The sequence below is a fragment of the Streptomyces sp. NPDC049837 genome, assembly GCF_040674455.1.
In the GTDB taxonomy this organism is placed as follows: Bacteria; Actinomycetota; Actinomycetes; order Streptomycetales; family Streptomycetaceae; genus Streptomyces.
This window is the reverse complement of sequence record NZ_JBFAMP010000019.1, coordinates 13193-36630: the sequence shown is the minus strand read 5'-3', so window position 1 is coordinate 36630 and position 23438 is coordinate 13193. Positions and strand designations below refer to the sequence as shown.

At 71.7% G+C, this 23438-nt stretch carries 17 protein-coding genes and 1 pseudogene; 17 read left to right on the top strand and 1 reads right to left on the bottom strand.

The genetic code is table 11. The features are described 5' to 3' along the window. The first annotated feature begins 302 nt into the window (after positions 1–302). The 17 genes from AB0J57_RS33540 to AB0J57_RS33460 all read left to right on the top strand — a co-directional run bounded on the left by AB0J57_RS33540 (position 303) and on the right by AB0J57_RS33460 (position 22612). Complete coding sequence (locus AB0J57_RS33540; RefSeq protein ID WP_366132174.1) at positions 303–608, top strand: hypothetical protein; 306 nt, start codon at positions 303–305, stop codon at positions 606–608. Next, positions 605–1801 (top strand): DUF4255 domain-containing protein, encoded by a 1197-nt coding sequence (locus AB0J57_RS33535; RefSeq protein ID WP_366132173.1) that lies wholly within the window; start codon positions 605–607, stop codon positions 1799–1801. Before AB0J57_RS33540 ends, AB0J57_RS33535 begins: the two co-directional genes overlap by 4 nt. Beyond that, the gene (locus tag AB0J57_RS33530) at positions 1798–3870 is read left to right on the top strand and encodes an ATP-binding protein (protein ID WP_366132172.1); all 2073 of its coding nucleotides are present in this window, start codon (positions 1798–1800) and stop codon (positions 3868–3870) included. The genes AB0J57_RS33535 and AB0J57_RS33530 overlap by 4 nt, the downstream gene beginning before the upstream one ends. After that, complete coding sequence (locus tag AB0J57_RS33525; protein WP_366132171.1) at positions 3867–4124, top strand: hypothetical protein; 258 nt, start codon at positions 3867–3869, stop codon at positions 4122–4124. Before AB0J57_RS33530 ends, AB0J57_RS33525 begins: the two co-directional genes overlap by 4 nt. Then, positions 4121–5980, top strand: coding sequence for a DUF4157 domain-containing protein (locus tag AB0J57_RS33520; protein WP_366132170.1), 1860 nt, complete (start codon positions 4121–4123; stop codon positions 5978–5980). Before AB0J57_RS33525 ends, AB0J57_RS33520 begins: the two co-directional genes overlap by 4 nt. 30 nt (positions 5981–6010) lie before the next feature. Beyond that, a complete protein-coding gene (locus tag AB0J57_RS33515; protein WP_366132169.1) occupies positions 6011–6661 on the top strand; it encodes a hypothetical protein in 651 nt (216 codons plus the stop codon). A gap of 31 nt (positions 6662–6692) precedes the next feature. Further along, positions 6693–7019 (top strand): LysM domain-containing protein, encoded by a 327-nt coding sequence (locus AB0J57_RS33510; protein ID WP_366132168.1) that lies wholly within the window; start codon positions 6693–6695, stop codon positions 7017–7019. Next, entirely contained in the window at positions 7016–8137 is a 1122-nt protein-coding gene (locus AB0J57_RS33505) for a hypothetical protein (RefSeq protein ID WP_366132167.1), read from the top strand. The genes AB0J57_RS33510 and AB0J57_RS33505 overlap by 4 nt, the downstream gene beginning before the upstream one ends. Further along, entirely contained in the window at positions 8134–8670 is a 537-nt protein-coding gene (locus tag AB0J57_RS33500; protein WP_366132166.1) for a phage baseplate assembly protein V, read from the top strand. Before AB0J57_RS33505 ends, AB0J57_RS33500 begins: the two co-directional genes overlap by 4 nt. A 10-nt stretch (positions 8671–8680) precedes the next feature. Next, positions 8681–9025 (top strand): hypothetical protein, encoded by a 345-nt coding sequence (locus AB0J57_RS33495; protein WP_366132165.1) that lies wholly within the window; start codon positions 8681–8683, stop codon positions 9023–9025. Positions 9026–9030: 5 nt separating this feature from the next. Continuing rightward, entirely contained in the window at positions 9031–9402 is a 372-nt protein-coding gene (locus AB0J57_RS33490) for a GPW/gp25 family protein (protein ID WP_366132192.1), read from the top strand. Further along, a complete protein-coding gene (locus AB0J57_RS33485; protein ID WP_366132164.1) occupies positions 9399–12266 on the top strand; it encodes a putative baseplate assembly protein in 2868 nt (955 codons plus the stop codon). The genes AB0J57_RS33490 and AB0J57_RS33485 overlap by 4 nt, the downstream gene beginning before the upstream one ends. Next, positions 12263–15514 (top strand): putative baseplate assembly protein, encoded by a 3252-nt coding sequence (locus AB0J57_RS33480; RefSeq protein WP_366132163.1) that lies wholly within the window; start codon positions 12263–12265, stop codon positions 15512–15514. Before AB0J57_RS33485 ends, AB0J57_RS33480 begins: the two co-directional genes overlap by 4 nt. Beyond that, positions 15511–17646, top strand: coding sequence for a hypothetical protein (locus tag AB0J57_RS33475; RefSeq protein WP_366132162.1), 2136 nt, complete (start codon positions 15511–15513; stop codon positions 17644–17646). Before AB0J57_RS33480 ends, AB0J57_RS33475 begins: the two co-directional genes overlap by 4 nt. 79 nt (positions 17647–17725) lie before the next feature. Then, a complete protein-coding gene (locus AB0J57_RS33470; protein ID WP_366132161.1) occupies positions 17726–19180 on the top strand; it encodes a DUF6519 domain-containing protein in 1455 nt (484 codons plus the stop codon). A gap of 1248 nt (positions 19181–20428) precedes the next feature. Further along, positions 20429–22246, top strand: a complete 1818-nt coding sequence (locus AB0J57_RS33465) for a DUF4157 domain-containing protein (protein WP_366132160.1) — start codon at positions 20429–20431, stop codon at positions 22244–22246. Between the two features lie 24 nt (positions 22247–22270). After that, on the top strand, positions 22271–22612 hold the full coding sequence (locus AB0J57_RS33460) for a transposase (RefSeq protein WP_366132191.1): 342 nt from the start codon (positions 22271–22273) through the stop codon (positions 22610–22612). Here AB0J57_RS33460 and AB0J57_RS33455 read toward each other — a convergent pair. Next, positions 22609–22746 (bottom strand): annotated as a pseudogene (locus AB0J57_RS33455) (GIY-YIG nuclease family protein); the annotation flags it as partial. The gene AB0J57_RS33460 and the pseudogene AB0J57_RS33455 sit on opposite strands and share 4 nt — an antisense overlap. Between the last annotated feature and the right edge of the window lie 692 nt (positions 22747–23438).

The following is a 23438-nucleotide window of genomic DNA, read 5'->3' as shown; positions in this document are numbered from 1 at the left end:
GGCCGACGACTCCGACGACGGGTCCGGTGGCCGTGGGCCACCCCGCGCCCCGCCCCGGTGGGTACGCCCCTGAGGCGACGCCGCGCGCCCACCGCCACCCCGTGCCCGGCCCTGACCCCCTGCCTGGCCCGGACGCCGTACCCGCCCACCCTGCGCTGCCTGCCCCGCAGCCCTCGGCCGTGGAATCCCCCGGAGGCCCGACCGCCGCCCGCCACGAAGACCCGGCGGCCCCGCCAATCCCGTCGCCCCCGACCGTGCCTCCCGCACCTGCCCTCACCGCGCGACACCTGCAGTCGCGCCTGGTGGCGCCGTCCCCGTCCGCCCCACTGGCCGCCGCCGCGCAGCACCCGCCCGAGCCGGGTCAGGCCGCCGCCGCACAGTCTGCGGCCCGTACCCCGGCACACCCCGTGCGCCCGGTGCGCGCCTCCCTCGGGGGCGCTCCGAGCAGCCCGGCGGATCGTACGTACGAGGCGGGTGAGCCGGTCGTCCACATCACCATCGACCGGCTCGAAGTCCGCGCCGCCGCCCCGCAGGCCGAGGCCCCGGCGCGCACCACGCGCCGCCGCCCGCAGCTCGGGCTCGACGAGTACCTCCGGGGGCGCTCATGAGCGACGCCTTCGCCGTTGCAGCCGTCACGGACACGCTGCGCTCGGTCCTTCAGGGCGCACTGGGCCGCCGGGTGCCCGGCGCCGTGGTCATGGCACGCCCGCCGGACGAGGCCGCTGCCGAACGGCCCACCGCCGCCCTCAACATCTACCTGTGCCGGACCGCCGTCGACGGATCCTGGCGCAACCTCGACCCCGTCGGGACTCGCCCCGGCGAGACGGCGCCTCCCGCGCTTCCGCTCGTCCTGCACTACCTCCTCACCCCGTACGTCAGCGGCGACGCCCAGGACTCCACCGCCCACCGGATCCTCGGGACAGCCATGGCCGCACTCCACCAGCACGCCGAACTGCGGCCGGAGGAGATCAGACGGGCCGCTCCCTTCAGCGATCTGCACCAGCAGGCGGAAGCCGTGCGGATCACTCCGGCGGCCTTCTCCACCGACGACATCTCCAAGCTCTGGACCGCCTTCCAGAGCCCGTACCGCACGTCGGTGGCGTACGAGGCCCGCATCGTGCTCATCGACAGCTCGGTGCCCGGCCGTGCACCCCTTCCCGTCCTGGGGCGTGGCGCCCAGGACCGTGGACCCGAGGCGTCGGCGAGCACCTCCGGCCCGCTGCCGACGCTGGCAGCCATCACACCGCCGGTGGCGCTGCCGGGCACGACACTGGTCCTCAACGGAACCCGGTTCGACGGCGGTGTCCCCACCCTCCGCCTGACCCACCCTGTGTTCGATGGTCCGGAGGACATCCCCGCGCAGCAGATCAGCGCCACAGAGGTACGGGCCCCACTCCCCGACGATCTCGCTGCCGGCAACTGGGCGGCCGCGGTGGTGCTCACCTCCGCCGACGGCACCCAACGGACGACCCCGGCGCGGCCGTTCGGCATCGCCCCGCGGATCACCGGCACGCTGCCGGTGCAGGCCGCCCGCGACGCCAACGGAACGGTGCTGCTGGAAGTGGAGTGCGAGCCGCCGGTGCGCCCGGGACAGCGTGTGCGGCTGATCGTGGGGGACCTGCCGCTGCCGGTCGCCGACGCGTTCGCGAACACGACGAACACCCTGCGGTTCCGCTGGCCGGACGCCCGTCCCGGGCGGCACGCCCTGCGCCTGCGAGTGGACGACGTCGAGAGCCCGCTGGTCGGCACCGCGCCAGGCCGGCCGCAGTTCGAGACGGACATGGCGGTGGTGGTGACATGACGGTCGCACCGGAACCACAGACCGAGGACGAGCCGCGGGCTCCCGGAACGGAGGCCGCGCCGGGGCCGGACGACTGGGAGGCACACAACAACGAATACCTGGCATCCGCCCTCGCCCGACTGCGGCTGCTGCTACGCCGGCACAACAACGCGGCCGGTCCCGGCCACGAGCCCCCAGCCGGCCAGGCCGAGCCGCCGACCACAACCGACCCCGTGGATCGGTCCGCAGGCGAAAACGGCGATCGGCCGCCCGCTCTCCTCGGCCTCAGCCGGCTCCTCGGACTCACCCCGTTCGAACGCGACACCCTTCTCCTTTGCGCCGCGCCCGAGTTCGACCCCCGTATGGCCGAGTTGTACGCCGACGTCCAGGGCAGTCCCGGCGCGGGGCACCCCACGTTCGCGCTCGCGCTCTCCCTGTTCCCCGATCCCTCCTGGGACGCACTCTCCCCGTACGGGGCGCTGCGCTACTGGCGGCTCGTCGAGGTGGACCGGTCGGCTGGTCAACCACTGGTGACCAGCCCCCTGCGGGCCGACGAGCGGATCGTCAACCACATCAAGGGTCTGGACCATCTCGACGAGCGCCTCCACGCGCGGCTGACACCGCTTCAGCCGGTGGCCTCGCCGGCGGGGCCGGTCCCGTCCACCCGGCACTCGGCCGTGGAGGAGATCCTCGGGCACTGGCTCGACCCCCGGCCCGCCGACGACGGCCGCCCACCGGTGATTCATCTGGTCGGCACGGACGGGGAAGGCAAACGCTCGGTCGCCGGACAGGCCGCGACGGCCTCCGGGCTGCTGCTGTACGAAATGCCGGCCGGTCTGCTCCCCGCCTCCGCCGAGGAACTGGACGCCGTCGCACGCCTGTGGCGGCGCGAGGCACAGTTGTCGCCCCTCGCGCTCTACCTCGACGCGGACGGCGAGTGGGGAACGGGTGAGGCCGAGGAGCGGGCAGGACGGGTTGCCCGGTTCGTCGAACGGAGCGGTGGACCCTGCTTCGTGGCCACGCACGAGATGTCTGCCGACATCCCCGTCCCGACGGCGGTGGTGGAGGTGGCACCTCCCCCTGCCGCCGAACGGGCCGCGGCGTGGGCCGAGTTCTTCCCGCCCGCGGAGGCGGACCGGCTGGCCGGACAGTTCACGCTGGACCTCTCCGCGATCCACGAAGTGGCCGTCGCGGCCGGCACCGATCCGCGCCTGGCGTGGCACGGCTGCCTGGTCCGCACCCGGCCGTCCCTCGGCGCCCTGGCGCAGCGGCTCGATTCCCGTGTCGGCTGGGACGACATCGTCCTCCCCGAGGGCGAGATGGCACTCCTGAGGCAGATCGCCGACCAGGTCGCGCAGCGGGCCACCGTCCATGACCGCTGGGGATTCGCGGAGCGGGTCAGCCGGGGCCTGGGCATCACCGCTCTCTTCACCGGCCCGAGCGGCACCGGGAAGACGATGGCCGCCGAAGTGCTCGCGGGCCACCTGGAGCTGGACCTGTACCGTGTCGACCTGTCGGCCGCCGTCAGCAAGTACATCGGCGAGACGGAGAAGAACCTGCGACGGCTGTTCGATGCCGTCGAACCGGGTGGGGCGGTCCTGTTCTTCGACGAGGCGGACGCGCTGTTCGGCAAGCGCAGCGAGGTCAAGGACTCCCACGACCGGTACGCCAACATCGAAGTGAGCTATCTGCTCCAGCGGATGGAGGCCTACCGGGGGCTGGCCGTCCTGGCCACCAACCTGCGCCGGGCGCTGGACACGGCGTTCCTGCGGCGGCTGCGGTTCATCGTCCCGTTCCCCTTCCCCGGCGCCGCGGAGCGCCGCGAGATGTGGGCTCGGGCCTTCCCGGCGAGCGCGCCCCTGGCCGCCCTGGACCTGGACCGGCTCGCGGCCCTGCCCCTGAGCGGCGGAATGATCCGCAACATCACGCTCAACGCCGCCTTCACGGCCGCCGCCGCGGGCACCTCCATCGACATGCCGACCGTCCTGGAGGCCGCGAGGGCGGAACTGCGCAAGACGGAGACTCCGGTACCCGAGCACGACCTCACCTGGCCCGCCCCGACCACGGTGGCGAAGGGAGCGGCGGGATGAGGATCGAGCTGCGCATCGGCAGGATCGTGCTGGAGGGAATCGAGCCACGCGACGCGAAGACCGTCCGCACTGCCCTGACCACGGAACTCGCCGCCCTCCTGACCCGCTCCCCGATCACCCCACCCGCCTCCCACCACATCCGCCGCACCACGGCCCCTCCATTCCCCGCAGCGCCCGATGCCACCGCCCTGGGTCGCGGGATTGCACGGGCCGTGCACGGGAGCCTCGGCATGCCGATGGGAGGCGACAGGTGAGCGCGAAGGCTTCCCGTACCGCCTCCGCGACTCCGGCCGCCCCGGAGTCCGCCCCGGTGGGCACGGCCCGGCGGCGGGAGCCGCACGAGGTGCACCAACCGCACGCCGCCACCGCGTGGCCCCGGGACTTCGCCCGACTGCGCAACCGCCACGCCGATCAGCCCGTGCCCGAGCACGGACTGCCGCAGACCGCTCGGGACGTCGTCCGCCGACCGGGGACGCCACTGCCCGCGTCGGTGCGCGCGAACGCGGAGCAGCGCTTCGGCCACGACTTCAGCCACGTCCGGGTCCATACCGACCCTCAGGCGGCCCGCGCGGCCGCCGCGATGAGGGCTCGCGCCTTCACCGTCGGCCATCACATCGCCTTCGCCGCGGCCCGCTTCGCACCCACCACGCCTGCTGGCGACCGGCTCCTCACGCACGAACTGGCGCACGTGGTCCAGCAGGACTACGGCCGCACCCAAGCCGCCGGTACCGCCTCCGCGGAGGCCGAGGCCGCCGCTCTCGCCAGTGACGGCTCCGGGGCGAAGAAGGTGCGGGTCGGCACGGGTATCGGCGTCCACCGCTCCGGTGATCACCAGGTCCTCGAAGCTGACACCCACGCCTTTTACTACCCACCCGCCTATAGGCCGCAGAAGTTTCAGCCGGGGGTCGACCTCGTCCTTGGGGGCAGCCAGCCGGAGTACGCCCAGACCACGGATCGGAAGACGGGAAGAGTCGAGGTCACCGAAAGGGTGAGAGGCGGCACATGGATCCAGATCAAGAGGCTCACCGAGAGGGGGCTGAGCGTCGACAAGATCAAGGAGCGGGTGATCAAGAACGTGAATGAAGGGATCAGCGGATTCCGCAACGCGCTCGCCCACCCGGAAAAGGCCGTTCACCAGGCCATGGACGACGCTCAATGGGAGAACAAGAAGCCGAAGAGCGGGACCTGGAACAGGACGATCCTCACCAACCCGAAGAGGCTCCTCGTCCACGTGGAGGTGCCTGGGTTCGCCAACTTGTCGGCCGCCCAGCAGTTGGAGATCCAGAAGACGGCGAACCTGGCCGCCAAGGGAACCCGCTTCGGCCGGATCTCCTTCGACGTTGTCGTGGTCGACACGCCACCGCCCTCGCGAGGCCTGTCGCTCGGCCGGGTGAGGTTCACCGGGTCGATGGCCGGACGGCTCGCCGGCGTCCTCACCGTGCTCACGACGTTCACGAAACTGGTCAAAGCGCTCGACTACATGACCGGGCCGTACCAGGTCTACCGAGCGTCCGTGGACGCGCTCTGGGTGGCTGAACAGGCGGGGAAGCAGCGGCCGTTCATTCTCGTCGACGAAACGCAGAACGTGAAGGACGCGGCCTCCCTCCTCCATGAAGCCAGGGCCGAACAAGAGGCGTACGGCGCCACACTCCGCGACCTGCCTGCCATGATCCCGGCCGTCGTGGCATCGGGAGATCTCGACAACGTCGGGAGGGCAGCTCTGTCGCTGCTCTCCGCGGCCACGATCTTGGACTCGCGGCTTCAGCAGACGAAGCGTGAGATCACCAGGATGGAGGCCTACCGGTCACGGGCGGAGCAGCGACGGGACGTCGCGGATCTGCTTCTCAAGATCTCGCTGGCCAGCAGGGTCATCCATCCGAGCACGGCAGCCGAGGTCGACGTGTGGAAGACACGCGAGGACCTCCAGCATCTGATCAACCACACGGACAACGGCCTCCAGGACGCGCGAGTGCTGAGGGACCGGCTGACCGTCGACCACGAGGTCGTCATGGCACAGGTCCTGCTGCTCAAGGAGTGGTACGCCCAGTTGGAAGCCCAACAGACGCCCGACCAGGCCCAGCCCGCCACGTCCACGCCGCCGCCGCAGTAGCCCCCTCCAACACGAGCGGAGCCCGCCCCCATGCCCCCCACCACCCCCGCCCTCCGCGGCGGAATCGTGTTCCTCGACCCCGAGCAGGGGCGGGTGCTGCGTGTCGTGCCGTTTCAGTACAACCCCGACACGCTCACCCGGACGCTGACTCCCCGGGGCGTCGGGGAGGAGGCGGGCGACCGGCTGGAGGCGTTGCGGCTCAAAGGGCCGCCGCGGGAGACGTTCAAGTTCGATGCCGAGTTCGACGCGACCGATCAGCTCGATCCCTCGGGAGGCCGTTCCGCCGAGCCGGGCAGGACCGGGCTCTTCGGGGCGCTGTCGGCGCTGGAGAGCGCGGTCTATCCGGACAGCGGGCAGTTGCTGCGCGAGGAGAGCATGGCCTCGGCCGGAATGATCGAGATCGCACCCGTGGAGGCTCCACTGACCGTCCTGGTGCTGGGCACCCGCCGGGTGGTCCCGGTGCGGATCACCGAGTTCACCGTCACCGAGGAGGCGTACGACGGGGAACTCAACCCGGTCCGGGCCAAGGTGGGGCTGGCCGTACGGACGCTCACCGTCGACGACGTCGGTTTCGGGCACAAGGCGGGGGCGCTGTACCTGCGTTATCACCAGGGCAAGGAGCGGTTCGCGGCGCTCGTCGGCGGCCAGGTCCTGGGCGCCGTAGGACTTCATGCGATCTGAGAGCCGACACAGGACCTGAGGAAGGCGGACGATGTTCGAGCCCACCAGCCGGTACCACGGCATCGCGACCGGCACCTGGACGGCGCCGGACGGGCGGACCGTCCCGTACGTCCAGCGGCGCTTCCTGCCGCAGCCCGAGGAACTCGCACCGCTGGGCGAGCACGTCGTGGTGGCCGGCGAGCGGCTCGACCTGATCGCCGCCCGGCACTACGGCGACCCGGAGCAGTCCTGGCGGATCGCCGACGCCCACCGGGTGCTGCGGCCGGACGACCTGACCACCACCCCGGGCCGGCGCCTGCGCATCACTCTGCCCGCGGGAGTGCCCGGAGTACCGCCCACCGGGGCCGCCCCGTCATGACGCGAAGTCTGCAACTGATGCTGCTCATCGGGAACGTCCTGCCCATCCCGGCGCCCGCCGTGCTGGTGGACGCCCTGGAGTCGGTACAGGTCACCAGTTCCAGCGGCGCGGCGAGCGGCTTCCAGATGACCTTCGCCGTCGGGAAGCGGTCGCCGGTGGCCCGGGTGATGCTGCCCCTGGGGGAACTCGACCCGAAGCGCAGAGTGGTCATCGTCGCAGTCGTCGCGGGTATGCCGCACGTGCTCATGGACGGTGTCATCACCCGGCAGGAACTGACCCCCGGAACATCACCCGGGACCTCGCAGCTCACGGTGACGGGCGAGGACCTGTCGCTCCTGATGGACCTGCGCCACGCACGGCGCTGCTACCCCGGCCTGCCACACCATCTGCGGGCGATGATGGTGTGTGCCCGCTACGCCGAGTACGGCATCGTCCCGGCGGCGGTGCCACCGGTCATCAGTGATCTGCCGAACCCCGCGGTCGAGGTCCCGGTCCAGTCCTCGACCGACCTGGCCTACCTCAAGTCGATGGCAGCCGAAGTCGGCTACGTCTTCTTCATCGAACCGGGCCCCGCCCCTGGGGTCAGCATCGCGTACTGGGGCCCCGAGGTCCGGGCCGGGATCCTCCAGCCCGCACTCACGGTCGACTCGGGTGCCGCCACCAACGTGGAGTCCCTGACCTTCGGCTACGACGGACTGCGCCGGACCCAGTACACGATCCCGCTCACCGAACCGAACACCAAGGTCACCTTCCAGGTGCCGGTACCGGACATCAGCCTGCTGCGCCCCCCTCTCGCGGCCCGCCCGGCCCCCGCCCTGCGCGAGGAGCCGGTGCCCGACCTGACCGACCGATCCGTCCCCGAGGCGCTGCTGCTCGGACTCAGCCGAACCTCCGTGTCCACCGACGCCGTGACCGGCAGCGGCAAGCTCGACGTCCTGCGCTACGGCCATGTGCTCAGCGCCCGCCACCTCGTCGGCGTCCGCGGTGCCGGACTCGCCTACGACGGCGTGTACTACGTCCGCAGCGTCACGCACGACATCCGGCGCGGCGAGTACAAGCAGAGCTTCACGCTCAGCCGGGACGGACTCGTCTCCAACACACCGGTGGTGATCCCATGACAGCGCCCGCGCCCGCCACGAAGAAGTGGGAGGGCCTCTACCAGGGGGTCGTGGTGTCCAACGTGGACACGACCCAGATGGGCAGGCTGCTGGTACGGGTTCCCGAAGTGCTCGGCGACGACCCGTGCATCTGGGCCTCCCCGCTCTCCCCCGTCGCGGGTACCGCCAGCGGCATGTACGTGGTGCCGCTGGTCAACTCCGGCGTGTGGGTGCAGTTCCTGGGCGGCGATCCCAACCGCGCCGTATGGGTCGGCTTCTGGCGCGGTGGCGCCGGGGAGGTGCCGCCGGCCGCGAAGTCCACCGCCCCCGGCGTCCCGCAGATCGTCCTCGCGACCCCCGGCCAGAACGCGCTGGTCATCAGCGACCAGAGCGCGCCGCTGGGCGGTATCACCCTGCAACTGCGGGGCCCGGCGGGACCGTTCATCAAGATCGACGAGAAGGGCATCGAGCTGTCCTGCGGACCGGGACTGGCCAGCATCAAGCTGATGGGCACGCAGGTCATCGTCAATGGCGGCGCCCTGATGGTGCAGTGAGGAGTACGAGATGACAGGGCTGCTGCTCCACTTCGGCGCCACCATGACCTGCGCGCATCCGCCCGGCCTGGCGAACCTTCCCGCGCCGAGTCAGCAGCGGGTTCTGGTGAGCGCCCAACCGGTCGCCACCACTGCGGACACCTTCCTCGTCACCGGCTGCGCCCTGTCCGGTACGGGGACCCCGCCGTGCGCGAGCATCCGATGGACGAAGGCCGCTGCCCGGGTGTTCGTCCACGGCGTGCCGGTTCTGCTGCAGCCGACGCCACCGCCGTCCCCCGGGGCCGGGCTCGGCATGCCGTCCCCACCCGCGCCCCCCATCGTGCAAGCCGCCCAGATCCGGGTGTGGGGGATGTGACCGCGATGGAGGCGATGAACATCGACTTCCCGTACGGCATCGACGGGCGCGGCCGTACCGCCACGGCCGACCACGCCGAGCACGTACGGAACATGGTCGAGCAGGTGCTGTTCACCACCCCCGGCGAGCGGGTGAACCGCCCGGACTTCGGCTGCGGGCTGCTGGACCTGGTCTTCGAGCCGGCCGGGCCGGAGATGGTCGCCACCGTCGAGATGACCGCCCAGGCGGCCCTGCAACGCTGGCTCGGCGACCTGCTGACCGTCGAAGGCCTCGAAGTCACGGTCGAGGAGTGCACGCTCAGCGTGTCCCTCGCCTACCGGCTCACCGCTACCGGCGAACAGCACAGCGTCCGCATCGACGGAGGGACCGCTCAATGACCGCGGCAGAGTCCGGACCCGGCTGGGCACCACGGGTGCCGATCTGTGACAGCGAGCGGCGGCGGGCCGCGGTGCGCGAGCACGGGCTGGCGGGCATCGAGGCCGTCACCGTCGGCGCCGACCGGCGCACGCTGACCGTGGCGTACTTCGGCACGCTCCCGCCGGGGCTCGACCGGCACGCCTTCCGCGTCGAGGGAGGCCGCCGTATCACCGACATCCAGGTCACCGCCGTAACCCTCCACGGGGCCGAGGAGGACGGGGACGAGCAGCCCTGTCTCCGGCTGACGCTCGACCGGTGCGGGGACGCGTCCGTCTACCGACTGGAGGCGCTGGCCGACGGCTTCGATCCCCGGTACGCCTCCAGGGAGTTCACCTTCCGTCCCGCCCCCGAGGGGCTGGACTGTGTCACCACAGCCTGCGACTGCCCGCCCCGGCCGGTCGGCGCGGGCCCTGCCATCGACTACCTGGCCAGGGACTACACGAGCTTCCGCCGGCTGCTGCTCGACCGTTTCTCCCTGACGATGCCGGAGTGGACCGAGCGGCACGCGCCCGATCTCGGCCTCACCTTGGTGGAGCTTCTCGCGCACGTCGGGGACCGGCTGAGCTACCAGCAGGACGCCGTGGCCACCGAGGCGTACCTGGACACCGCCCGGCTGCGTACCTCGGTCCGCCGCCACGCCCGGCTGGTCGACTACCCGATGCACGACGGCTGCGCGGCCCGCGCCTTCGTCTGCCTGGAGACGGACCAGGACACCCTCAGGCTGCCGGGCGCGGACCTGGCCTTCACCGTGTTGCCGCCGGGCCGACGCCCGCAGCCAGTGGGGCCGGTCGTCGCCGCCGGGGAGCTACGGGCGGGCGGACGGCCCGTCTTCCAGCCGGTGCGGCGCCAGGAGGTCGTCCTGTACGGCGCCCACAACCGGATCACCTTGTGGACATGGGAGGACCGCGAGTGCTGCCTGCCCACCGGGACGACCACGGCCACGCTGCTCGACAAGTGGACCGACGAGGGCCCGCCGCACCGGATGTTGCGGCTCGCCCCCGGTGACGTCATCGTCTTCGAGGAAGTGCTCGGCGCGCGGACCTGCTCCGCCGCGGACGCCGATCCCTCGCACCGGCAGGCCGTCCGGCTGACCGAGGTCACCCCGGACGTCGACGTGCTGTCGGGCAATCCGGTCGTCGACATCGCCTGGGCCATTGAGGACGCCCTGACCTTCCCCTTCTGCATCACCACCCGTGATCCGGCGGGCAGGGACCGGGAGGTCGGCATCGCCCGTGGCAACACGCTTCTCGTGGAACACGGCCTGGTCAACACCTGGGACGGAGGGCCCCCGGAGTCCCTGACCCCGCCCGCCGGCAGCCCCCGGCGCCGGGCGCCCGCCCTTCTGGGCACCCCCGTCACCCGGTCCGCGCCCTACCCCCGGCCCGCCGACATCGCAGCGGCCCAGGCCCGGCGGCTGACCCGACTGCCGCAGACCGCACGCGACCGGCTCCGGGAACTCAGGAGCACCGGCAGACCCCTTGCGGAATCCGACCGCGCCTTCCTGCGCACACTGTTCGGGCCCCGCGTCCTGGCCCGGTTCCGGCTCGATCAGTACCCCGAGCAGGCGCTGACCACCCTGCTGTCCCGGTTCGACGAACTCCTCGCAGGGAAGATCCGGCGCATCGAGGCCCTGGCGCGCCAGGCCCGCTCGGGGTATGTGCTCCAACAGGAGGACACCGGCTGGGAATTGGACCAGACGTGGGGTGAAGACGCCTGGCCGCAGATCGCACCCGACAACCGCGCCCTGCACGGCCCGGCACGTGACGCCGTGCGCCCCGATCCACGTGAGGCCCTGCCCGCCGTCCGCGTCTGGGCCGGGCAGCCGGAGAACCCCAAGGACCGGCGCCAGAGCCGCCCACGTCCGGCGGGCGAGGCCTGGACCCCCCGCCGGGACCTGCTCTCCAGCGGTCCGCGCGACCGCCACCTCGTCGGAGAGAGCGACGACGACGGCGTCCTCACGCTCCGGTTCGGCTCCGGCGGTGAAGGCGCCGAACCGCCCCCCGGCAGTCGCCTCCTGGCCGAATACCGGACCGGGAACGGCCGGGCGGGCAACGTCGGGCACGAGGCGATCTGCCTCGTCTCCTCCGGCTCGGCCGAGCTGTCGGCCGTAACCCGCGTCCGCAATCCGCTGCCCGCCGCCGGCGGTACCGACCCCGAACCGGTCGCCGACGTACGGATCGCGGCACCGAGGGAGCCGTTCCGCCGACTGCGGCGCGCGGTCACCGCCGAGGACTACGCCGCGCTCGCCGCCCTCCTCCCACGGGTTCAGCGCGCCGCCGCGACCCTGCGCTGGACGGGAAGCTGGTACGAGGCGGACATCGCGCTCGACGCCCTGGGCACGTCCGACGTTCCCCGTGCGCTGCTGGAGGAGGTACGGCAGGAACTGCACCGCTTCCGGCGCATCGGGCACGACGTGGTCACCGGACCCGCCGTCCATGTCCCTCTCGACCTCGAACTGGATGTCACGGTCGAACCGGGCCATGTCGCCGGGCATGTACGCCGCGATGTGCTGCGCGAGTTGCGCCCGGGCCGTCTTCCCGGCGGCCGGCTGGGCTTCTTCGACCCCGACGCACTCACCTTCGGCACTCCCGTGCGGGTGAGCCGGCTGATCGCCGCCGTCGCGGCGGTGCCCGGTGTGCGGCACGTCGAGGTCACGCGGCTGCGCCGGCTCCACGCCATGTCGGGGACCGGGCCGACGACCGCCGAGCGGGTCCCCGCCTCCGGCGTCCTGCGCCTGCGGCCCCTGGAGATCGCACGGCTCGACGACGACCCGGCCCGGCCCGACAACGGCCGGCTGACCCTGAACCTGCGAGGAGGGCGATGAGCGGCTCCGCCCGCCGCTGCGGCTGCTGCACCGGGATCGGGGCCCCTGCCCCGGACGGGGTCTGGAACCGCCCCGGCCTGCCCGCGCTGAAGCACCGTATCGGCACACACCGAGAGTTCCTGGACGCGATGCTGGCCCGGCTGTCGGCGGCCGACCACGCCGCGCTGGCCCCGCTGACCACCCGCGAGCCGGACGACCCGACGATCGCCCTGCTCGACGGATGGGCGGTGATCGCCGACGTCCTGACCTTCTATCAGGAGCGCATCGCCAACGAGGGCTACCTGCGCACCGCCACCGAGCAGGACTCGCTGACCCGGCTCGGCCGCCTCGTCGGATACCGGCCCCGGCCCGCGCTCGCGGCCGCCACCCATCTCGCCTACACGCTCGACCCTGGCACACGCACCACGATCCCGGCGGGCTCCCAGGCCAAGAGCGCCCCGCCGCCCGGCGGCCTCCCGCAGACGTTCGAGACGTCCGAGGACCTCACGGCCCGCGCCGAGTGGAACGAGCTCCGGGTCCGCAGGACCGGACCACCCGGCATCACCCCGAACCGTGCGGCAGCGCTGCGCGACCTCGAACTGACCGGCATGCAACCCTCGATCCGCCCGGGCGACCGCCTGCTGTTCCTCTTCGCGGACCCCCGGGACAACGTCGTGCGGACCGTCTGGGAGGTCCGGGCCGACGCGTCCCGCAACCGCACCACCGTGTTCTTCGAATCCCCTGGCGGGGAGCGGCGGTACGTCGAAGCCCTGAAGAGACTGCGCACCACCGTGGGGATCGCGCTGGAGCAGGTTCCCCCAGGAGATGTGGCCAAGGACATCAGCACCCGTCTGCTGCGGCTGCTCAGAAGGCCCGAACAGGAGCTGCCCGACGAGCCGGAGGAGACCGCGGACCTGCACCTGTACCTGGACACGCTCGCGGATCCGCTGCGCCGGCTCACCGAACATCTGGCCGTGGCCCGCGCCGAGGGGGACGCACCCCTCGTGGACTGGCTGGCACCGGTGGTGAAGCGGGGCAGGGCGCTAACGGCCGCCGTCGCCGCCATGACTGGCGCACCCCAGGACGCCGGCTCCAAGGTGCCGACCGGCGACGACGCCTCCGACGACCGCGACAAGGGCGCACCGGCGCTGATGGGCCTCGGCCCCGCGCTGGCCGCACTGGACCGCGCGCCGTCCCTCCCGCCCACCACCAACGGCGCCGCGGCCACCCGCGTCAGCGACCTCTACGCCGCCACCTCCGACGCCCTTCCCCGCATCCTCTCCGCCGCCCGCCCCCGGTTGGCCGGAGAGCTGTACCAGGCCATGACCGCAGTCTCCGTGTCCCCGCCCGCCGAACTTCTCGAGGTCCAGTGGCTCCGAGTCCGGGCCGCCCCCGCAGGCGCCACGCTCCGCGAGCGGGGCGGCAGGGGGAGACCCCTGATCGAGGTGGACAGCAAAACACGCAACACCGGGCCCGCGGAGTTCGGCCGTCAGCTCACCCTCGACGCCGTCTATGACTCCATCGTCCCCCACAGCTGGATCGTCGTGCAGCGGCGCGACTGGGCGCCGCTGGTCCGACAGATCACCGAGGTGCAGCAGCCCGCCGCGATGGGCCTCAAGGTGGCTGTCAAAGCAACCCAGGTGCGGCTTTCCCGTGGCCTGCCACCGAGGTACTTCTCCGACGACGGACGCCGCGAGACCACTGTCTGGGCCGCCGGTGAGACCCTGCCAGTCGCTGAATCCTCCATCCGCGACGATGTCTTCGGCAAGGAAGTCCCGCTTGACGGTGTCTACGAAGGGCTGCGCCCGGGGCAGTGGCTGATCGTCTCCGGCGAGCGCACCGACGTCCCCTTCGTCACGGGCGTCCGCGGCACAGAGCTGGTCATGATCGGCGGTGTACGGCAGACCCACGGCCGGGCACGCGCCGGAGAACGGGTGCACACCACGCTCGTGCTGACCGCCAAACTCGCCTACCGCTACCGGCGGGAGACCGTCGTCATCCACGGCAACGTCACCCCCGCCACCGTGGGCGAGACACGCACGGAGGTCCTTGGCAGCGGCGACGCCGGCCGGTCCGGGCAGACATTCCGGCTGCGCCAGGGACCGCTCGCGTGTCTGCCCGCCGCCACTCCCGACGGCGCGGCCGACACCCTGACCGTGCGGATCGGGGACGTGGCCTGGCAGCGCGCGGAGGACCTGACCGATCTGGGTCCGACGGATACCGGCTACCGGTTGCGCACCGGCGCCGACGGCTCCGCCGCCGTGGAGTTCGGCGACGGCCGGCACGGTGCCCGGCTTCCCACCGGCACGGAGAACGTCACGGCCCGCTATCGCATCGGCTCGGGCAGAGCGGGCAACGTGCCCGCCGGGCAGGTCAACCACGTGATCAGCAGACCGCTCGGGGTGAACGCCGTCACCAACCCGCTGCCCGCGACCGGCGGAACGGACGCGGACGGCGTCGAGAGCACCCGCTCCCGGGTCCCCTTGCGGCTGCGAGCGCTGGACCGGCTGGTCTCCCTGCGCGACTACGAGGACTTCGCCAGGGCCTTCGCGGGTATCGGCAAGGCGGTCGCGCAGCACATCACCGACGGCCGCCGCCGGTTCGTCCTCGTCACGGTCGCCGCCGCGGACGACGCCCCCATCACCCCGGCCTCGCCCCTCCTGGCAACCCTACAGACTGCTCTGACCCGGTACGGGGATCCGCAATTGCCGGTCCGGGTGGCCGTGCGGGACCGAGTACTGCTCGTCATGTCGGCCGGGATCCGTGTCCTGCCCGACCGGACCTGGGAGGCGGTCGCGCCCGCGGTTCGCACCGCTCTCCACGACGCCCTGGGATTCGCCCGCGCCGAACTCGCCAGACCCGTCCACCTGAGCACGGCCGTTCACGCTGCGCAGTCCGTGGACGGCGTCGACCACGTCGACGTCGACCTCTTCACGGGCATCCCCGACGACATCGACACGGTGGGCCTGGCCGGGCTCGCCAGGGAACTCACCACGGTCCACACCTGCGTCCCCGCGCGCGCAGCCGGTATCCGGGCCACCCGCCACCGCACCATCGCCGGCGACACCCTCACGACGGTCGCCACACGCAACGGCCTCTCGCTCGACCAGCTCCTGCGGCTCAACCCCGGCATCGGACACGACACGCTCCAGGACGACCTCACCCGTTCGCTCCCCGAACCGGTCGTACGGCGCGGGCTGCGGCCCGCGCGGCTGGCCGTGCTCGACCCCTCGGCCCCCGAGACCCTCGTCCTGCGGAGGATCCCATGACCCCCGACGAGCTGTACCAGATGCTGCCCGCCGTCCACCGGCGACGGGACGAGGAGACAGGCGGCCGGCTCGCGGCGCTCCTGGCGGTCGTCGCCGAACAGGCCGATCTCGTGGAGGCCGACATCGAGCGGCTCTACGCCAACTGGTTCATCGAGACCTGCGCGGACTGGGCCGTCCCTTACGTGGGCGACCTCGTGGGCCACCGTATGCCGCCCGGCGCGGCGACCGCGCCGGGCGACGGTACGCCCGAAGCCCGGCGGTGGCTCGCCGCCGCCGCTCCCCGCCGTGAAGTGGCCGACACCATCGCCAACCGACGCCGCAAGGGCACGCTCGCGCTGCTGGAAGACCTCGCGGCCGACGTCGCCGACTGGCCCGCCCGCGCTGTCGAGTACCGCCGGCTGCTCTCGGTCACCCAGCCCGTGCGCCGCTACCCGGCCGACGACCGCGGAGCCCGCAGACGCCTGCGCCACGGCCGGCTGCCCGACCTGCGCCGCGTCGACGCCCTGGACCGGATCGCCGGGCCGTTCGACGAACTGTCCCGTACGGCGGAGGTGCCGCGGACCGCGAGCCGGCGCCGTTCCGGCGCGTACGGCATCACCGGGGCGGGCCTGCACGTGTGGCGGCTCGCGGCCCATCCGGTGACCCGCGCCCCGGCGTACTGCGACGACCGGGCGCCGTACCGCTACACCTTCAGCATCCTGGGCAATGACACCCAGTTGTTCACCAAGCCCGTGGCGGAGCCGTCGCCTTGCCACACCGCCGACGAGATGAACGTCCCCGCGCCGATCAGGAGACGCGCGCTGAGCGAGCGGCCGGCCGACTACTACGGTCCTGGCAAGAGCCTGTGCGTGTGGACCGGTCCCGACGGGGACCCGGTGCCGCTCGACCGGATCGTGTGCGCGGACCTTGCCGGGTGGACCTACCGGGCGCGGCCGGGGCAGGTCGCGATCGACCCGGTCCTGGGCCGCATCGCCTTCCCGTCCCGGGAGGCGCCCGAGACGGGGGTCGTGGTCACCTACCACCACGGCTGCGCGGGCGAGCTCGGCGGTGGTGAGTACGCCCGCCCGCACGCCGCCGTCACCGAATCCGGGGCCACCCTGTACCGCGTCGGCCCCGGCGAGCAGCACACCCGGATCACCGACGCGCTGGAGCACTGGCGCGCCGACAAGCGGTCCGGGTCGGCGCCATCCGAGGGTGCCGTCGTGGAGATCGCCGGGAACGACGCCTACCAGGAGATCATCGCCATCGACCTGGATCCGGGGGACCGCCTCACGCTCCGGGCCGCCGACGGTGTCCGCCCCGTGCTGCGCCTGCTCGACTGGTCCGGCCACCGCCCCGACGCCTTGCGGATCACCGGCACCGGCGAGGACACGGACCCCCTGCCTCGGATCGCCCTGGACGGCCTGATGGTGACCGGGCGCAGCGTGCAGGTACGCGGCCGGGTGGGCGAAGTGACCCTCCGCCACTGCACCTTGGTGCCCGGCTGGGATCTCGACCAGGACTGCGGACCGCACTACCCCGAGGAGCCGGGCCTGGAGCTGATCGACACCCCCGCCGCGGTCCGGATCGCGCACTCGGTCCTCGGAACCGTCGTCGTCAGGCGGGGCGAGCCGGCCGGCGAACCGAACCGCATCGACCTCACCGACTCCGTGCTGGACGCCACCGACCGGTCGTTGGCGGCACTGACCGGACCGGAGGGCCGCCACGCCCACGCGGTGCTCTCGGCACGTCGCACGACCGTGATCGGTGCGCTCCGCAGCCGCGCCGTGGACCTGCTGGAGAACTGCCTGCTCTACGGGGACGTGCAGGTGTCCCGGCGCGCCGAGGGGTGCGTACGGTTCTGCTGGCTGCCGCCCGGCTCCCGTACGCCTGCCCGCTTCCACTGCGAACCGGAGCACTCCAATGACCCCCGGCGCGTTGTGCCGCGCTTCACCAGCACCCGGTACGGAACTCCCGGATACGTCCAACTCGCCGACGGCTGCCCCGAGGAAATCCGCCGGGGCGCCGACGACGGCTCGGAGCCGGGCGCGCTGCACGACCTCTTCCAGCCACAGCGGGAGGACAACCTGCGCGCCCGTCTCGACGAGTACACGCCCGCCGGCTGCGACAGCGGCCTCTTCTTCGTCACCTGAGCCCGCGCTCGCGGCCCGTCCGCGGCCGATTCACCTCTCCAGCCGATGATCCACTCCTCCAGCCAGGGAGCGCACCAGCATGCAAGGCGACTTCTCTCGGGTCACGTTCGACCCGGACCAGCGGTTCTCCGCCGTCCTGTCCCAGCAGGGGCGGGTACAGCTGGACTCCGAGATCAACGAACAGACCGCGATCGTGCTGCACTACCTGCGCGAACTCGTCACCGATGTGCTCGGCCCCGCGGCCTGCCCGGCCGGTCCCGACGAGGAGGACCTCGGAGGGTTCCGGGTCGACTTCACCGACGGGGTGCTGACCGTGTCGCCCGGGCGTATCTACGTCAAGGGCATCCCGTGCGATTGTGACGGTGCGGAATTCTGGAGCCAGCCGGACGGACACCTCGACCAGGTCCGCGACGAGGACAGGAAGCTCCCCGACGGTCCATTCCTGGTGTACCTGCGCGTGTGGGAGCGCCTGGTGACGGCCCATGAGGAACCAGCAATCCGTGAACTCGCGCTCGGCCTGCACGGACCCGACACGACGGTGCGGACCCGTGTCGTGTGGCAGGTCGACTGGATGCCCCTCGGGCCGGAGCCTTTCATCCCCGACGCCAACACCGCCGCCGAATTCCTGAAGGAACGGATCGACAGGCAGTTCACCCCCAGGGGAATGCTCGCCGCCCGCGCACAGCTTCCCGAGGACGAGACCGAACCCTGCGACCTGTCGCCCGACGCCGGGTACCGCGGACCGGAGAACCAGCTCTACCGCGTGGAGGTGCACCGCGGCGGCACGGCCGGCCAGGCGACCTTCAAATGGTCGCGGGAGAACGCCTCGGTGGTGTTCCCCGTGAGGTCGGTCTCCGGCTCCACCGTCGAACTGGACTCCCTTGGCAGGGACGACAAGCTCGGCGTCGACCTCGGTGACGTCGTCGAGGTCGTGGACGACGCCTCGGTCTCCCGGGCGGCCTGGGACGTCACCCCGCGGAGCGCCACCAGGCTGTACCGGATCGTGGAGATCGACCACGCCGCCCGGCGGGTGGTCCTCGACGCCGACCCGGCGGGCGACCCCCACCACCCCGGACTCGGCACGGTGCCCGCCCTCCACCCGCTGCTGCGCCGCTGGGACCACCGTCCGCCGGAGCCCACTGAGCACAGCGGCACCACCGCGGCGACCTCCGGCGACGGTGGGCTGCTCATCGAGGAGGACACGTGGATGCCGCTGGAGGACGGCATCCACGTGCGGTTCGAGCCGGCTCCCGCGAGCGCCGACACCCCCGACGAGGACGAGGACGAGGACACCGAGCCCGCCCGCAGGCAGTATCGCGCGGGCGACTACTGGCTGATCCCGGCCCGGGTCGTCACCGGTGACGTGCTGTGGCCCGAGGACGCCCAAGGAAAGCGGGTGCCCGTCGAGCCGCACGGCATCCAGTACCACTACGCGCCCCTGGCGAACGTAGAGCCAGCCGGTGACGCCGAACGAGAAGTCCAGGACCTGCGCCGGCTGTTCGGCCCGCTGGCGAAACCACAACAGGAGGTCTGACAAGCCACCCATGCTGCGGTCACGCGTGAAGGCGCTGTGGCGCGCCTGGTGGCCCTTGATTCCAGGGGTGAGTTGACCACTGAGCATGCGCGTGTGGTCGCTGAGGCTCTTGGGGTGTCCCTGCGAATGGTGGGGAACCGGGTGGCGGTGGCCCTGCGCGATGGCTGCCTGTCCGCTCGGACCATGCGCGGGTCGGCGTGTCGCCGGTATGACCGGTCATTGATGTGGTACGGGTGTCCTGCTCGCCGGGCGGTGGTGCGAGCCAGTTGAGGCGGAGGATGTTGGCGGTCCAGTCGAGGAGGTGGGGGACGGCCTGCTGGCGGGGTGTCCGGGCGGGGTGTCGGACGAGGGTGACGGTCTCGGGGGAGGGGATGGCGTCGCGTGCGGTCAGGGTCCAGGACTTGCTGTTGTCGGGTGGGGCGGTTGGTACTGGCGAGGTGCCTGAGGCGGGTTCGCCAGCGTCGCAACTCGGCCAGCCCCGCCTCGACGGCCCGTACATAGCGCGGGCGACCTCGCCCGGGCCTCCACCGACCTGGTCCGCAACCGCCGAGGTCAGATGCCGGCCTCGTCTCCGTCGCAGAGTTCGCCGCGTACCTTCGTCCGTCCGGTCCTCGACGTGGTCACCGCCGGGCTGACGCTCGAGTGGAGCTTCGGCATCGTCCACCGAGTGGACCGCACCTTCCGGCTTGGCACCCGGCGCCGACCCGGACATGTCCGCGTCGTTGCTGGTCGGCGCGTGCTTCCAGGAGGCGTTCCTGCGTTCCTACGCCCAAGGACCGGACGCTGCCGCCGCCCCCGCGAAGATGTGCAAGCCCTCGCCCGGGCCATTCTCAGCCCTCTGCTGTGACCGCCCCGTCGAACTGTCTCCCGCCCTCGCCGAATAGCTCCGCCCCCCTCCCGGCCAACACCCAGCCGTGGTGCCCTAGGCGGCCGCATTCAGGTTGCCGCCGTGCGGGTGGATGGTTTGGATTGGTGTGATCTGGTCTGACAAATCGGGCGCCACCATCGAAGGGCTGATGCTGGACGCCGAGCGCAGCGCTCACACTCTTGGGATGCACCGTGTCCAGAACCCACGCCACCACGCGCGCGGCTCCACAACCGGAGAATCGGCACGACGCACGTTCGGTGAGCCGCGCTAAGGCTGCATCGTCCAGGTCGGCCGAACTGGTGGCCCGCCCCACCAATGGAGCCCCCGGGACGTACGACGCTCCGGACCCGGCCCGCGTTCAGGACTTCACCCGTACCCCGGTGCGCGCGTCCACGGCGGCGCGACTGCAGCCCCGACTCGTTGCTGGATCGTCGGGTGACGCCTTCGAGCAGGAAGCCGACCGGATGGCGGATCGTGTGCTCGGCATGGCCTCATCCGCGTCGCCGCCGCAACCTCAAGGGCGCGAGGCCGGGGTGCAGCGGACGACGGCGGTCCCCACGGGGGCGTCCGCCCTGCCCGCAGAGGTGGACGACGTCATGCGCTCGCCGGGGCATCCGCTGGACCCCGATACGCGAGCGTTCATGGAACATCGCTTCGGACGCGACTTTTCGGAGGTGCGCGTTCACACCGATGCCGCGGCAGCTCGGTCGGCCCGAAGCGTTCAAGCCCTCGCGTACACAGTCGGGAAGCACATCGCGTTCAGCACGGGCGCGTTCTCGCCGGCCACGCACGAAGGCCGGCGCCTTCTGGCTCACGAGCTGACCCACGTCACTCAGCAGACGGACGCCCACCGTGGGGCCGGGAATCAGACCACGGCGCTGTGGCTGCAGCGTCAGCAGCTTCCCGTGAAGACGATCGAGCAGATGGATTCCGAACTCAACGCCGCGAAGAGTGAGGGCCGGTGGCGGGACGTCGCCGCCATCCTCAACGACATGAGCGATTCGGACCTGACCGCGCGGGTGGCCGCAGACCGCCTGCCGAAGCCCGACCGGGACCGGCTGCGTGCCGCGATCCCCGAGTGGGCGCACCGCGTACGCGGAGCGGTGCTGTCCGTGGATTACAAGGAGGCGCTGGCTGCACGCGACTACAAGGCGGCCGCCGTCACGGTCAACGGCTTCGACGACGCCGGCATCCGCAGTCGGTTGGCCCTCCTGGACGCGTCAGCCGTCGTCGACTTCTACAATGCTGCCGTCGAGGCGATGTCCGGGGTCAGCCTGCGGCGGGTGCTCGACGCGCTGCGAGACCGCTACCAGCACGTATCGACCGACCCGCTCGGCACGAAGACCATGACCATCGTCGCGATGATGCAGGCCGCCGGCGTCGATGCCGCGGCCGCCCTGGCCTTCGTACGCCTGCAACTTGGCCTGGTTCCCGACAGCACCGGCGAGAAGAAGGCCCAGACGACGGAGGACGTGGCCGTGGACGTCGGCCACTTGCTCGCGGGCACAGGGGTAATCCCGCCACAGCTCGAGGCCGGCAACCTCGCGCACAGCCTGATCGGTGGCGTCTACGTCACGCTGAATCCGCTGTCCTTCTACGACTTGCCCATCGCGGCCTACGCGGCCCGCCTGGCGAACCTGTTCAAAGCGCCTGGAAGCACGAAGGACCTGCTGATGAACCTCAACATGCGCCCCGATATCGTCGACCTGAAACGGCTGCAGATCTACGAGATCAAACCCTTCACGTCGCAGGCACTCGCCGTCGCCGAGATGCGCGACTACATCACCCTGCTGGACGGCATCCTCAAGCAGTCCGTCTTCAGGCCGGGCAGCCCGCACAACCGGGGAACGACCATGGCGCTGCCGTTCACCGACCAGGGCAAGAGCGGGGTACTCATCTGGGGGTGCCCTGTTCCAGGAGCCATCCTCTACCGGTTCCTGCCCAAGAGTGAAGAACCGAAGGCTGAGCAGGAGCGCGCGAAGCTGCACGAACCCGGCTCCCAGTACGAGGCCAGCGTCACCGCCGCTGCCGCGGTGGCTGTCCCGCTGGTCATCGTGGGTGCGGAGGCCATGGCCGCCCTCGGGGCATACGAGGGGCTTATGGGCATGCTGGGCGCCGCGGTGCGCTTCGCCGGGCAGGCCCTGCCCCGCATCACCGCGGCGGGCGGCGCAGGCGCGGCCGCCGCGAAGGCCCGATGAGCCCGATACGGCTGCCTGACCAATTTGGCGGCCAGGGCGGCCCCAGCTTGCCGCAGTTATGGCCGGCGCTGCAGGCAGGGCCGTACACTCCGCGACGGGATCGGGGGGAAGTTCCGTACCGGGGTGGCCTGGCGGCACGTGCTCAAGCGGTATGGACCGTGGGCCACGCTGCACACCCGTCTCCGCCGGTGGGCCAAGGACCGCACCGGTGGCACAGGCACGCCAGGGCGGGCCCGGGGCGTTTGGCTTTGCCCCTGGCGGCCGGGCCGGATATCCAGTCCCAGCTTTGCCAGCGCTTCCAGGAAGACCGTGGCGGGGTTCCCGAGAGGCGTCAGGTCTCGAACCATTCCCCCCCGCACCCAGTAGTCCGCGAACCGCTCGTGCAGCCCCGCTTCGTAGTCGACCTCCACGTCCAGGAGCGGCATAAGACGGGCGGGCTGGCCGGTCTGGAGCTGTGCCACCCGGGACTTGAGCGTGCTGGCGGTCCGCCCGATCTTCATCAGCGGGGAGTTCTCCATGGCGAGGAGGTACGTCCGCACGGTCCGGACCGTGCGCCGGGCTGCCGGCACCGGCGGAGTGAAGGGCGACAGGCACGCCTCCTCGTCCTCCACGCGCTCCGGGTTCTGGTGCAGCATGATGGCTGTGCTCCCGCCCTGGATGGTCAGGGTCTCGCCCATGGGCGTGCCGTCAGCCCTGAACCTGGTTCGGACGATCTGCATGACGATGACGCGGCCCTTGCATCCCAGCGCCTCCAGTTCGGCCTCCGTGGCGTAGCGGGAGGTGACCTCCGTCTTCTCCCAGGCGGCTTCGCTCTGTTGGGGTTGCCAGTCCCGGCACGTGCGGCCGGTCGGATTCTTCATGGCCTCGACCTACGGGCACAGGCAGCCCGATACGCCTCCCCGTCCGACGGTGTCGGGACTGCACCACCATCTCCTCGAACCGGTCCAGCGTGGGGCGCCCTTGTGCGGATCGGCCTCCTCCCTTGGCCCGGACGCGATCCTGGCGGCGCCGAGGCGGGCTAACGCGGGCACGGGCTCCTCGGACGCTGGGAGCGTCGCCATTGCGCCGAACGGCCGTCTTCGACCACCAGCGAAGCCGAACCACAGCACAATCAATTCGTGATGGCCATTTTTCAACGGGTGAAGGCCATGCTGCGACGGGGCCACCGAGATCCGGTCCGAAGCGGGCGGCA

Coding starts and splice junctions, on each gene's coding strand:
- AB0J57_RS33505 (WP_366132167.1), top strand. CDS start 7,016: ATGACGCGAAGTCTGCAACTGATGCTGCTCATCGGGAACGTCCTGCCC.
- AB0J57_RS33525 (WP_366132171.1), top strand. CDS start 3,867: ATGAGGATCGAGCTGCGCATCGGCAGGATCGTGCTGGAGGGAATCGAG.
- AB0J57_RS33490 (WP_366132192.1), top strand. CDS start 9,031: ATGGAGGCGATGAACATCGACTTCCCGTACGGCATCGACGGGCGCGGC.
- AB0J57_RS33535 (WP_366132173.1), top strand. CDS start 605: ATGAGCGACGCCTTCGCCGTTGCAGCCGTCACGGACACGCTGCGCTCG.
- AB0J57_RS33495 (WP_366132165.1), top strand. CDS start 8,681: ATGACAGGGCTGCTGCTCCACTTCGGCGCCACCATGACCTGCGCGCAT.
- AB0J57_RS33530 (WP_366132172.1), top strand. CDS start 1,798: ATGACGGTCGCACCGGAACCACAGACCGAGGACGAGCCGCGGGCTCCC.
- AB0J57_RS33470 (WP_366132161.1), top strand. CDS start 17,726: ATGCAAGGCGACTTCTCTCGGGTCACGTTCGACCCGGACCAGCGGTTC.
- AB0J57_RS33500 (WP_366132166.1), top strand. CDS start 8,134: ATGACAGCGCCCGCGCCCGCCACGAAGAAGTGGGAGGGCCTCTACCAG.
- AB0J57_RS33475 (WP_366132162.1), top strand. CDS start 15,511: ATGACCCCCGACGAGCTGTACCAGATGCTGCCCGCCGTCCACCGGCGA.
- AB0J57_RS33515 (WP_366132169.1), top strand. CDS start 6,011: ATGCCCCCCACCACCCCCGCCCTCCGCGGCGGAATCGTGTTCCTCGAC.
- AB0J57_RS33480 (WP_366132163.1), top strand. CDS start 12,263: ATGAGCGGCTCCGCCCGCCGCTGCGGCTGCTGCACCGGGATCGGGGCC.
- AB0J57_RS33510 (WP_366132168.1), top strand. CDS start 6,693: ATGTTCGAGCCCACCAGCCGGTACCACGGCATCGCGACCGGCACCTGG.
- AB0J57_RS33485 (WP_366132164.1), top strand. CDS start 9,399: ATGACCGCGGCAGAGTCCGGACCCGGCTGGGCACCACGGGTGCCGATC.